General features: G+C 61.5%; 10 protein-coding genes. 3 read left to right on the forward strand and 7 right to left on the reverse strand.

The window, feature by feature from the left end; all coding sequences use genetic code 11:
- Window positions 1-176: transposase domain-containing protein (locus ROG8370_RS15100; protein ID WP_139838167.1), on the forward strand; the 176-nt coding region annotated here is incomplete at its 5' end.
- A 125-nt stretch (window positions 177-301) separates the two neighbouring features.
- Here the strand turns inward: ROG8370_RS15100 and ROG8370_RS15105 are convergent.
- The 5 genes from ROG8370_RS15105 to ROG8370_RS21030 all read right to left on the reverse strand — a co-directional run bounded on the left by ROG8370_RS15105 (window position 302) and on the right by ROG8370_RS21030 (window position 8329).
- Complete coding sequence (locus tag ROG8370_RS15105) at window positions 302-1504, reverse strand: HlyD family type I secretion periplasmic adaptor subunit (protein WP_085828012.1); 1203 nt, start codon at window positions 1502-1504, stop codon at window positions 302-304.
- A gap of 1 nt (window position 1505) precedes the next feature.
- The gene (locus tag ROG8370_RS15110; RefSeq protein WP_085828013.1) at window positions 1506-3743 is read right to left on the reverse strand and encodes an ATP-binding cassette domain-containing protein; all 2238 of its coding nucleotides are present in this window, start codon (window positions 3741-3743) and stop codon (window positions 1506-1508) included.
- Window positions 3740-5056 carry a TolC family protein gene (locus ROG8370_RS15115; RefSeq protein WP_085828014.1) on the reverse strand — a complete coding sequence of 439 codons (1317 nt, stop codon included), beginning with the start codon at window positions 5054-5056 and terminating at the stop codon, window positions 3740-3742. The genes ROG8370_RS15110 and ROG8370_RS15115 overlap by 4 nt, the downstream gene beginning before the upstream one ends.
- Before the next feature lie 70 nt (window positions 5057-5126).
- Window positions 5127-7079: a hypothetical protein gene (locus ROG8370_RS21025; protein ID WP_245827419.1), complete on the reverse strand. Its 1953-nt coding sequence runs from the start codon at window positions 7077-7079 to the stop codon at window positions 5127-5129.
- The gene (locus ROG8370_RS21030; RefSeq protein ID WP_245827427.1) at window positions 6965-8329 is read right to left on the reverse strand and encodes a BapA prefix-like domain-containing protein; all 1365 of its coding nucleotides are present in this window, start codon (window positions 8327-8329) and stop codon (window positions 6965-6967) included. The genes ROG8370_RS21025 and ROG8370_RS21030 overlap by 115 nt, the downstream gene beginning before the upstream one ends.
- Window positions 8330-8659: 330 nt before the next feature.
- On the opposite strand from ROG8370_RS21030, the gene argE reads away from it, so the two are divergent.
- Window positions 8660-9814, forward strand: a complete 1155-nt coding sequence (gene argE / locus ROG8370_RS15140) for an acetylornithine deacetylase (protein ID WP_085828019.1) — start codon at window positions 8660-8662, stop codon at window positions 9812-9814.
- Between the two features lie 166 nt (window positions 9815-9980).
- A complete protein-coding gene (locus tag ROG8370_RS15145; protein WP_085828048.1) occupies window positions 9981-10613 on the forward strand; it encodes a sulfotransferase family protein in 633 nt (210 codons plus the stop codon).
- 49 nt (window positions 10614-10662) lie between these two features.
- On the opposite strand, the gene trmB is transcribed toward ROG8370_RS15145, so the two are convergent.
- The gene (trmB, locus tag ROG8370_RS15150; protein WP_085828020.1) at window positions 10663-11376 is read right to left on the reverse strand and encodes a tRNA (guanine(46)-N(7))-methyltransferase TrmB; all 714 of its coding nucleotides are present in this window, start codon (window positions 11374-11376) and stop codon (window positions 10663-10665) included.
- A 44-nt stretch (window positions 11377-11420) separates the two neighbouring features.
- Window positions 11421-12587 (reverse strand): methionine adenosyltransferase, encoded by a 1167-nt coding sequence (gene metK, locus ROG8370_RS15155; RefSeq protein WP_085828021.1) that lies wholly within the window; start codon window positions 12585-12587, stop codon window positions 11421-11423.
- Window positions 12588-12589: the final 2 nt, after the last annotated feature.

A 12589-nucleotide genomic window follows, 5' to 3' on the forward strand; every position in this document is an offset into this window, starting at 1 on the left:
TGTTCGTTGGATCACAGACCGGTGGTAAAGCTGCCGCCATTGCCTACACCTTGATCGAAACGGCCAAACTGAACGGTATCGATCCGCAAGCATGGCTCGCCGACACACTTGCCCGCATCCCAGACTACAAGATCAACCGCGTCGACGACCTGCTCCCATGGAAAACCGCGCCATAGGGGCGGTCAGACCGGACGCTTACAGAGCATGTCGGCTTCATTCGAATTCACGTGACATGCTCTAAAGTATTGCTTTCGCACGTTCGAGAAGCTCAAAACCGGTCCCCATTTTTGAGCACCATGCCCTAGGGTTCGCGCAACGCCTGTTGGGATTTGTAGAGCGGCTTAAGAAGATACTGCAACACCGTCTTTTCGCCGGTGTGCAACTCGACCTCGGCCTGCATGCCAGGGCGGATTTCGATGCCCGCCTGGCGCGGCGTCAGCGCGCTCATATCCACCCGAAGCGTCACCTTGTAATGCGGATCGCCATCGGGATCGCGGGCGCGTTCGTCCTTGAACGTGTCGGCAGAGATGAAATTCACCTGCCCCTTGAGGGTGCCAAAGATCGTATAATCATAGGCCGTCAGCTTGATCGTCGCCTCTCGTCCGCGCCGGATATTGGCGATGTTGCGCGGCTCGACGCGGGCCTCGACAAACATCTCCTCATCCAGCGGGATGATCTCGAGGATTTGCTCGCCCGGACGCACCACACCGCCGATCGTGGTCACCTTGAGATTGTTGACGATCCCGCGCAGCGGGCTGTGAAGCACCGTGCGGTTAAGCTGATCCTGACTGGATTTAAGACCCTGCCGCAGCGTCGCCAACTCCTTGAGGGTCTCGGAATAGGCCTCGGCGCGCTCAAGCTCGGCCTGGGTGACAATCTCGTCATAGCGCTTTTGCGCGTCGGCATGGGCCTTGCGCGCGCGGGTCACCTCGATCAAGGCCACGATCTTGCGCTCAAGCAGATTCTCCAACAGGCGCTTTTCCTCGGACGATTGCTTGAGAACGCTTTTCGCCCCCTCGCTGCGCTTGACGAAATCTTCCTGCCGGGCCTTCAAGAGCGCGCGCTCCGAGGCGATCATATCGGCCGCGCGTGCGTCAAGGGCACCGGGAACGGTAAAGTCGAATTGCCCGGCAAGCTCGGCCTCAAGGCGCAGGCGGCGCACCTCAAGCGCGGCAATCTGGTCGCTGAGGTCGACAACCGCGCTTTCAAACTGGGTGTCGTGAAGCCGCGCAAGGATATCGCCACGCGCCACAACATCGCCTTCCTGCACCAAAAGCTCGGACAGAATGCCGCCTTCGAGGTTCTGGATGATCTGCGGGCGCGAGGTGGAAATAAACTCGCCCTGCGCGCGCACGATCTCGTCGATCCAGGCAAAAGCCGCCCAGAGGATAAACGCCCAGACCGTCAGCGCACAGAGCCAGACCGTAAGGCTCGGGCCGCGCAACCGGTCATTCAGCTCGGCCAGAATGCCGGCGGTGGTGCGGGGGCTGTCCAGACGGCTCATCTCAGGCACCTCCCTGTGCGGTGGGTCCGGCCTGCGCCAGATGCGCCAGCACCTGATCGCGCGGCCCGTCCACGGCCATGCGCCCGGCCTGAAGGATCAGGGTGCGGCTGGTCAGGGACAGGATCGGCATGCGATGCGTCGCGATGATCGCCGTGCGCCCCTTGAGCCATGTTTCAAGGCGGCTCACCAGAGTGCGTTCAAGCGTCTGATCAAGCGCCGCGGTGGGTTCATCAAGAAGACAGATCTTCGGGTCCTGAAGCCAGAGCCGCGCCCAGCCGATGCTTTGCCGCTGGCCCTGGCTCAACCCGCGACCGCCGTCGAGAATTTCAAGATCAAGCCCCTTGGGGTGGCTTTTCACGAACGGCCCCAGCCCGGCAAAATCAAGCGCCTGCATCAAACGGCCGTCATCGCGTTCCAGCAGCGTCAGGTTCAGGTTCTCGCGCAGGCTTCCGGTGAACAGGCGCACGTCTTGGCCCAGATAGCCGATCAGACGGCGCAAATCGCGCGGCGCGATCTGTCCCATGTCGGTGCCATCCAGAAGAACCCGGCCCTTGCTTGGCGCATAAAGCCCCGACAAGAGCTTGAGAAAGGTCGATTTACCCGATCCGTTGGTGCCAAGCACCGCAACCGCCTGCCCCGGCTGAATGGCAAGCCCGGCGACATCCAAAACCGGCGCCGCGCCCTCGTCATAGGTGAATTGCACCTCGCGAAGCTCGAACCCGCCGTCGATCTGTTCACGGCGCAGATAGCTGCGGTCTTCTTCCTCGTCCTGCCTGGCAAGCGCGATTGCATCAAGGCCGTTCAGGGCCGATTTGACGTTGCCCCAGCGGGCCAGAGTGCCGCTTAGCTGGGTTAGCGGGCCAAGGGTGCGGCTGGTCAGGATACCGACCGCGATGATCGAGCCGACGGTGAACTCCCCGGCAAACACAAGATAGGTGCCAAGGATCACCGCCCCGATATAGGTCGCCTGCTGCACGCCCTGCGCCCAGAATGTCAGCGCCGACCCAAGGCGGCGCTGATCGCTGGATTTAAGCGCCTGAAGCGCGGTCAGATCGCCCCAGAGGCGGCGAAACCGATCCTCGGCGCGCTGTGTCTTGAGGGTATCAAGTTCAAAGATCGCCTCGTGCAAAAGCCGCGCACTGCGCGCGCCGGCGCCCTGCATGTCCTGGGTGAGGCGCATCATCCGCTTTTGCAACAAGAACCCCGGCACCACCATGATGATGCCGCCCGCGATCAGCACCCAGACGACGTTGCCGGCAATCGAGGCGACAAGCGCCAGAAACACCACGATAAACGGCAGGTCGGTCAGCGTGCCGATGGTCGAGGCGGTGAAAAACTCGCGCACCGAGCCGAATTCGCGCATCGCGCTAAACAGGTTCGAGGGGCTCTTGCTGGCCAGCTCTGATCGCATGCCAAGCAGACGATCCATCAGGATTTTCTGGACGTTCAACTCGATCTGGCGCCCCGCGCCATCCATCAGGCGCGCCCGCGCGATCTTGAGGCCGGCCTCCATCACCAGCGCAAGACCAGCGCCGGCGGCCAGCACCCAGAGCGTGGCCTCGGATTGATGCGGGATCACCCGGTCATAGACCTGAAGCGCGAAAAGCGCGACCGCGACGGCCAGGATATTGGCGACGAATGACCCAAGCGTGACCTCGGCGATGTGGCGCTGAAACCCGGCAAATTGCGACCAGAACCAATGCGCCTTGGCGCTCGGAAGGTCATGCGCGCGGCTTAGCGTTTGCACAGGTGCCTCGGCGCGCACGATCATGCCGGTGAAAAACGGCTCGAATTCGTCGACCGGCACCTCGGTGCGATTGTCGGTGCAGGTGGTGTCGTAAATCACCAGCGTGCCGCGCTCTTGGCCGAGCACAAGCACGAATTGCCCGCTGGTCATCTGCGCAAGGGCGGGCCAGCGGTCGGGATGCGGATGGGCCACGGTTTCAACCCGCGAGACAAGCCCCACCGCCTCTAGCCCATCGGCCAGGGCCTGCGGTTGCGGAGAGTCATTGGCCGGGCCGTTGGCATCGCTGGCGATCATCGCCTCAAGGATATCGCGCGCCATGACCTCGACACCAAGATGCACGGCATAACTCGCGCCAAGCTTGGCCCGCGCCTCGGCCCGCGCGCCAAAGCGCGAGGCCACCGTCGCCTCGTCTGCCCCCTCAGTGGCCGCCCGGCGCAGAGCCGCGCCTTTGGTGCCGCTGGTGATGGTCAGAGCGATTGGCGCTTTGCTCAAATCCGGCTCCCGTCCGCCAAAAGGCCAAGGTGACGGGCAATTTCAAGCCGCGCCAGGGCCAGTTCGTATTTCAGGCTGACGGCGCGGGTCTGGCGGTCTGCGAAGGTTTCATAGACGCCGACCACATCCATGACCTGGCGTTGGCCGGCCTCGTATTGCTCTTGAAAGAGGTCAAGGTTGGCCTTAGCGGCGCTGCTGAGCGCGCTTGCCTCGCCGACCTGACGCGAGAGGGCGGCAAGCCGCGCCTCAAGCCGTTGCAGGATGCGGTTGCTGTCTTCTTCGGCCTGTGTGACACGGCGGCTCGCGGCCTCTTTCTCGGCCTCGATCGCGCGCATCTGCGCCCCGGTGCCAAGACCCAAAAGCTTTTCCGAGCGCAGGTTAAGGCCGATGCCGCTACCGCCGTCGCCAAGCGTGCCGCCCGCCGTCAGACCCGGCAGCAGACCGGCGCGCGCCATTACGGCGCCCGCGATATCGCGCTCTTTCTCGGCCTCGGCCTTGAGCACGTCAAGCGGCTCTGCGTCGTCGATATGGACCGGCATTTCGCTCAGGCCGGTGACGCCGTTCAGCGGGCGCGCCGACATCGCGTTCAACTCTGCAAGCGCGGTGGTTTCGGCCTCGGTCTGGCTTGCCAGCGTGGCGCGGATCTCGGCCAGCTTCTGACCAAGGACATTGAGGTCGGACATATCCGAGACGCCGCCTTTGACGCGCTCGGACATGATATATTCAAACCGGCTCATATCGGCGAGGGTGCGGGTTTCAAGCGCGACGCGTTCGCGCGCCTCAGCCGCATCAAGATAGAGCGACAGACCGCTCAGGACACGCCCGTTGACGTCATCGGCCAGCGTGACGGCGGCCACTTCGACATCGGCCTTGGCAAAGCCGCGCTCGGCCTTTTTGCGGCCGTTGTCAAACAGCACCTGCTCGACGATGAGTTGCGAGACGATATCGCTCAGGCTGGTGAGGCTGATGTTCGGGCCAATCCGCGGCAACCAGTTTTTCGACGCCGCCTCGGCGCGCAACCGCGCGCTCAGCAGGTCGGCCTCGGCGCTGCGGCTATAGGCGCCAAGCACGGCGCCTGCGACCTGATCAAAGCTGCCGTCCGAGGGCAGAACGCTGCGCCGGTCCTGAAGGGCGGTGATGATCGGGGAATTGGCGGATTCCTTTTGTCGCGCCACCTGATCGGGGCGCGCGCCCGCATTCAGGTTGAAGCGCGACACGCTTTCTTCGTCGCCTGTCCCTGACAGGCATCCTGCCAGAAAGAAACAGGCGGTGCCTGCCGCCAGCCAATGTGCTGATCTTTGCCCCTGCCCCATGGTCTGCCCTCTTATCGGGTTCATCTTTTGGGGGCGCGCAGACAGATATCTCGCGCGCCCCGGCCTTGATTCAGGTAACGATCCGGATCTCGTCATCCACCACCAGCGTGGCATCATTGCCAAGGGTGTAGATGTCATAGCTCTGGCCGTCGATCTGGGTGCTGCCCGCCGATTGCGCGCCCGCGATGGTCAGGTGATCATCGCCGCCGCCCTGCACCAGAACCCTATCGCTATTGCCCGACAGCGCCAGAACCTGCGCTTCGCTCAGCGTAAGTTGGGACTGATCGCCAAACCGCAGGTCGATGGTCTCAATATCGAACGCGGCCAGGTTCGGGTTGGCGATATTAACCACCGAGGTGCTGGTTTCATCGAGCACCACATAGGTGCTGGCCGCATTGCCAGCGGGATCGGTCGCGGTCACCACAAGTTGCGAGCCATCGGGAACCGGCTGAACGCCACCGGCATTGTTGAGAAAGAAGTAATCCGTCTCACCGGTAAAGGCATTGGGCTGTTCGCCAAGCGACAACTGCTGAACATTGCCGCCTGCATCAACCTGATGAATGCTGATGTCGTCTTCGTTGGTTTCCACGGTGGCATTGCGATAGCCGTCGCCCTGACGGAAATAACCGACGATACCGGGGGTATCGGGGGCCACCATGTCATAGTTCAGCGTTTCAATGATCTGATCGGTGTTGCCCGCCCAGTCAGTCGCGTTGATCACCATCTGCGCGCTGCCATCGTCCTGCGGGAAATGGCCCTCTGGAATGGTCAGCGTCCAATTGCCCGCGCTGTCCACAACCGCGTCATAGGTGCGGCCAAAGACGTCGATGCTTGCGCTTGATCCTGCCTCGACACGACCCGAGAGCTGGAGCCCGCCCTGCGCCTCGGCGATATTGACCACGTTACCCGAGGTGATCGGCCCCTGAAGCGACAGCTCATCGACAAAGGTGTCGATCTGAACCGTTTGCTCAAGGAAGGCCTCGTTGCCCGCCGGATCAAGAACATCGACGCGCAGGTCGGCAAAGCGCTGACCGGAGGTAATCTCGTTGGCGCCAAAGACGGCAACCCAGTTGCCGTTGGTGTCAACGGTGGCGTCATGTTCGACCCCGTCGATGGTCACAGTAACCTCAGAGCCCGGCTCGATCGTGCCGGTGACGTTAAAGCCGCCGGTGGCCACATCGTTGTTGATCACATCGCGGCCATCGGCCGTGATCGCCAGATTGAGATCGTTGAGGTTGAGGTTATCAACCTGCGTATCCACACGCACCGTCGCCTCGACTTCGGTCGGGTTGCCGACGGCATCCTCGGTATAGGCCGTGACCAGCGGGTCATGGGTGCCGCGGGTGATTTCCTGGCTTCTGTAAAGGCTCTGCCACTGACCGCTAGTGTTGGCCACTGCGGTATGTTCGACACCGTCCAGCGTGACAATGACACGCGCGCCGGGATCGGCGGTGCCGGTGACCAGAACGCCGTCATTCGCCTCGTCGCCGTTGATCACGCCATTGCCGCCAATGCTGGCCGCGTTCAGCGTCAGGCTGCCCGCTTCGGTATCAACCGTGATCGTCTGGCGAAGCTCCTCAGAGGTGTTGTTGGCCGCATCGGTCGCAATCGCAAAGACATCGGCGCTATAGGTGCCCGCCGGAATTTGCGCGCCGGTAAAGGACGCGGTCCAGCTTCCGTTTGCGGCGACAACCGCATCAACCTCTGCCCCGCGGAAGGTCAGCACCACGCGCGAGCCCGGCTCGACCTGACCGCTCATGGTAAAGCCGTCGCCCTGTTCGGCCGCGTTGATCGCGGAATCGTCGCCACCGGCACTGCCCGACATGGCAAAGTCGCGCACCTCGGTGTCGACACGGAAGGTGCCGGTTGTCTGGCTCGGGTTGCCCGCCGCATCAATCGTGCTTGCGGTCAGCGTGGCATCGGATTTCCCGGCCTGAATGTGGCTTGCGTCGAACTGAGCCGACCAGTTGCCAGTGCCATCGACCAAGACATCCCTGTCGACGCCGCCAAGGGTGACGCGCACCGTCGCACCGGGCGTGGATGGCCCGTGACCTGGAAACCTGCGGCGGCCTCATCAAAGTTCACAACCCCGTCGCCACCGATGGTGGCACTGTTGATCGTGATCGGATGCGGCACCGTATCAATCGAAAGGGCATCCGTGACCGTGGTCGAGTTGCCAAAACTGTCGGTTGCGGTGATGGTCACCTCGGGCTCACGCTCGCCCCCGGCCAGGTCGGCAGGATCAAAGTTGACCTTCCACTGACCGTCTTCACCGATGACGGTGCTCTTTTCCAGACCATCGACCACAACCGTGATCGCCGCGCCCGGCTCGCCCTGACCGGCGATATCGACACCGTCATTGTAATCATCTGCGTTGACCACGTGATCCGCGGCCACGGTACCTTCTTCGACCGTTACCTCGGGCGGGGTGCTGTCGATAACAATCGACGGGCCATCCAGCGTGGTCTCGGTGCCATCGGGTTCTGTCACCACGACGATGACATCATGTTCGCCATCTTCGGGGAAGGTGTCGCCTTCAAACACGACGTCCCATTCGCCATTTTCATCCACCACGGTATCGACGGTCTGATCGCCGATGGTCACCCCAACATCCGAGCCGGGCTCGCCGCCGCCGGTGATCGCGATCGTCGGGTTATCCGCATCATCGCCGCCAATGGTAATAGTGCCATCTTCATTGACCGAAGGCGGAATGCGGGTCGCGCCACCAGCGCCGCCGCCGTTACCGCCACCGGCGCCAGCACCGATCACGGCCGCCGCCGCAAGACCAGCCGCCCCGGCGCCGCCAAGACCCAAAAGGCCCCCGCCAGCCAAGAGACCGGCCCCGAGCATCGAGACCTCGTCATCGCCGCCAACCGGCGCGGTAATTTCATTGCCACTCAGGAAGATAAGATCTTCGGTCGGGCTCCACTTGCCCCACTGTTCGATCGGACCGTATTGCGCGTAAACCGTGCCTTGGGTGCCCTCGACAAGGCTGACTTCGTTCAGATAGCCATCTGCGCTGATGAACAACCGACTTTGCGCCGCGCCTGCATCACTGTAATAATTGTCCAGCACGATGACCCGGCCATCGGACAGCGTGATCACAAGATCACCGCCATCCCGCGCGTAGCCCTGGATGTCGGTCTGTCTGAGGTTCAGGGAAATTTCCTGGCCTTGATCGGCCGGTATAACCGTCACACCGCCTTGAGCCAAAACCGACCCATGCTGCGACATGCCCGCATCTGTGCGGGCGACATAATCAATCGCGTTCATAACACCACCACTTTAAACCTCAGAACATGGTACTTTGGCGCACCACTTTGTTTTTGTGTCTTCCAATTACCGTTTTTTAGCCACAATCGCTAGATGTTTTTGAAGTGATTCGGACAAAATGGGCATATTTGCCAGATATCTAGCGGTGTGAGCCTGAATTCACACACCTGACCACAACTCAGGGTCGCGGTTGCCCCCATTTCACCTCGCTTTCGGCGGTGCCATCCTGGGAAAATTACACCCTCAGGGCTTGACGGGCTTGGCCATGCTCAACACAGTCGCGCAGTCTCAACGACCTTCAAACCGCCAAGGATATCCCCCGTGCGCACCATGCTTTCCGATACCGTTGCGCTTTTGCGCGATCTGATCGCCTTTCCGACCGTTTCGGAAGTGAGCAACCTCGATATGATCGCCTATCTTGCGCATGTGCTTGAATCCCACGGGGCACGGGTCGACATCTTTCATGACGAAATCGGCCACAAGGCCAACCTCTTCGCCACCATCGGCCCCGAAGTGGATGGCGGCATCGTTCTGTCAGGGCATTCCGACGTGGTGCCCGTGGCCGAACAGGATTGGGCGAGCGATCCGTTCGAATTGATTGAACACGACGGCCATCTTTACGGGCGCGGCACCTGTGACATGAAGGGCTTTATCGCCGCCGCCACGGCCATGGCCCCGATCTTTGCCGAACAGGTCAGGGATCGCCCGCTGCATTTTGCCTTTACCTATGACGAAGAGGTGGGCTGTTTCGGGGCGCAGGCCCTTGTCGACAGCCTCAAGGCCAAGGGCATCCGCCCTGGCGTGGCGATCATCGGCGAGCCGACCAGCATGCGCATCATCGAGGGCCACAAGGGGTGCTATGAGTATACCACCCATTTCAGCGGGCTTGCGGGCCATGGCTCGGCCCCGGACCGCGGCGTGAATGCGGTGGAATATGCGGCGCGCTATATCAACCGGCTGCTGGCGCTCAAGGATGCCCTGCGCGACCGCGCACCAAGCGACAGCCGCTTTGATCCCCCCTGGACCACGATCAACACCGGCAGCGTAAAGGGCGGCGTGGCCCATAACGTGATTGCCTCGAATGCCAGCATCGAGTGGGAAATGCGCCCGGTTCAGGCCTCGGACGCGAGTTTCGTCAAGGATGACCTGCGCCAGTACTGCCGCGACGTGCTCTTGCCCGCCATGCAAAGCATTTGCCCCGACGCCAATATCGTGACCGAAGTCATCGGCGAGGTTGACGGGCTGGAACCTGCGGAAATGAACGAGGCCAAGGCTATCCTGATGGAGCTGACCGGCGCCAACGGCGCAGAGCTTGTGCCGTTTGGCACCGAGGCCGGCATCTTTCAGCAATACGGCATGTCGGCGGTGGTCTGCGGGCCCGGATCAATTGACCAGGCCCATAAGCCCGATGAGTACGTGTCGCTTGATCAGCTTCAGCAATGCCTTGATATGCTGGGGCGGCTTGGCAGCAAACTGGCTGCCTGAGGCGCCCCTCCGGTCCCGGTCCCGCAAGATTTCTCTAGAAAAACATGCGCCCTCGCCCTAACTTGTCGGGACAGCGGTAGTAATGGTATGGTTTTTTCGGACATCCAGCATGGGACGGCATCCGATATTGCCCTTCGCCTTAGGCATGACCGGGCCGCGGTATTATATGACACTTAAAATTATCGGCTCGGGTTTCGGACGCACCGGAACAATGTCAACGAAACTGGCCCTCGAACATCTTGGACTTGGGCCCTGTCACCATATGGTCGAAGTCATGGAAAACCCGGCCCAACCGGCGCATTGGGCCGCCATCGCCGCAGGCAGGCCGGTGGATTGGACCGCAGTTTTTGACGGCTACAACGCCCAGGTCGACTGGCCCGGCGCAGCGGTCTGGCCGCAAACGATCACTGCCTTTCCCGAGGCCAAGGTGATCCATACCGAACGCCCCGAAGACGCATGGTGGAACAGCTTCAGCACCACGATCAGCAAGTTTTTCACCAATGCGCCCGAGATGGACCTGCCGCCGCATATTCATGATATCTTTCGCACGATGTCGGACTGGTTCCTGAAGGATACCTTTGAGGATCACAGCGACCGCGACTGTGCCATTGCCGCTTATCGCGCGAACAATCAGACGGTGCGCGATCAGGTTCCTTCCGACCGCCTCCTGGTGTTTCACGTCACCGATGGCTGGCAACCGCTCTGCGATTTCCTGGAGGTGCCGGTTCCCGATATTCCGTTCCCGCGCAGCAACCCGCGTGATGAATTCTGGGCGCATTTCGGCGGCGAGCCGGACTAGCGCCGCCTAGAGGACGAGACCGGCACGCAAAAGCTGGGCGAGTGGCCGCTCAGCGCTTGCGGAAGGTCAGGTAATGCGGCACGCGCCCTTCGCGCAGGGCCTTTTGCTCATAGCGCGTCGATATCCAGTCATCCCATGGCTCGCGCCAATCGCTGGGGCGCTCTGCAAGCCACTCGAACCCGTGGCGCGGCACCTCTTCAAGCGTTTGGCGCACGTAATCGGGAATGTCCGTCGCCACCCGGAAAATGGCGCCTTTTTTCATGACCTTGCAGAGCGGTGTTAAATGCTCTTCGGTGACAAACCGGCGCCTGTGGTGGCGTTTTTTCGGCCATGGATCAGGATAAAGAAGAAACGCCCGAGAGATCGAGCCCTCTGGCAAGACGTCAAACATATGGCGCACGTCGCCGGGATAAACCGCGATGTTGTGCGCCTCGGCCGTGCGGATTTTCCCCAAGAGCATGGCCACGCCGTTGATGAACGGCTCGCAACCGATGATGCCGACGTCAGGGTTTTGAACGGCCTGATGCACCATATGCTCGCCCCCGCCAAAGCCGATCTCAAGCCAGACATCGCGACCGCCAAAAAGCGCTTTCAGGTCAATGTTTTCGCGGTCGGGGTTCTCGTCCCATCCAACCGATCCCGGCGAGAGTTTCGCCAGATCTTCGTCAAGATAGGTCTCTTGGCTTGGCCGCAGGGTCTTGCCCTTGAACCGACCATAAAAGTTGCGCCAAGGCGCGCCTGAGGGATGTGTTTCGCGCTTCATATCCAGTTAAACTGGCACGCGAAGAACGCGCGCCAGCCCCTTGATTAAACGGCTTTTTTCAAAGCCTCGATCAGATCTGTGCGTTCCCAGCTAAAGCCGCCATCGGCTTCGGGTGCGCGGCCAAAATGGCCATAGGCCGCTGTGCGCGAATAGATCGGGCGGCAGAGGTCAAGATGCTCGCGGATGCCGCGCGGGGTAAGGTCCATGCAGGCCTCGACCGCTTTTTCGATCCGCATGTCCTCCACCTGCCCGGTGCCATGCGTATCGACATAGATCGACAGCGGCTTGGCCACACCGATCGCATAGCTGAGCTGCAGGGTGCAGCGTGCTGCCAGACCTGCCGCAACCACGTTCTTGGCCACATAGCGCGCCGCATAGGCCGCCGAACGGTCCACCTTTGTCGGGTCTTTGCCCGAGAACGCGCCGCCGCCATGCGGGGCCGCGCCGCCATAGGTATCAACGATGATCTTGCGCCCGGTCAGGCCTGCATCGCCATCCGGCCCACCGATCACGAAGGTGCCGGTCGGGTTCACCCACCATTCGGTTTTCTCGGTCAGCCAGCCGACCGGGAGAACCTCTTTGATGTAGGGCTCGACAATGGCGCGAATGTCGTCGCTGGTCTGGCTTTCATCGGTGTGCTGGGTCGACAGAACAAGCTGTGTTACCTCGACCGGGCGACCGTCTTCATAGCGCAGGGTCAGCTGTGACTTGGCATCCGGCCCAAGTGTCGGCTCGGCCCCGGATTTGCGCGCCTCTGCAAGCCGCTTGAGGATCGCATGAGCATAGAGAATGGGGGCCGGCATCAATTCTTTTGTTTCATCAACCGCATAGCCGAACATGATGCCCTGATCCCCGGCGCCGTCACGATCGACGCCCTGTGCGATATGCGCCGATTGCGGGTGCAACAGGTTCTGGAACGACAGGTGCTTCCAGTGGAACTTTTCCTGCTCGTAGCCGATATCGCGCACACACTCGCGCACGATGGCCTCAACGCCGCCCATGAACGTCTTGAGACGCTGAGGATCCGACAGACCCACCTCGCCACCAACGACCACAAAGTTGGTGGTGGCGAAGGTTTCACAGGCCACGCGGGCGTTGGCCTCTTCGGCCAGAAAGGCATCAAGGATCGCGTCCGAGATACGATCACATACCTTATCGGGATGCCCTTCCGAGACCGACTCGGAAGTGAAAAGATAGTTCTGTCTTGCCATGA

The sequence above is a fragment of the Roseovarius gaetbuli genome, assembly GCF_900172365.1.
Classification (GTDB): domain Bacteria; phylum Pseudomonadota; class Alphaproteobacteria; order Rhodobacterales; family Rhodobacteraceae; genus Roseovarius; species Roseovarius gaetbuli.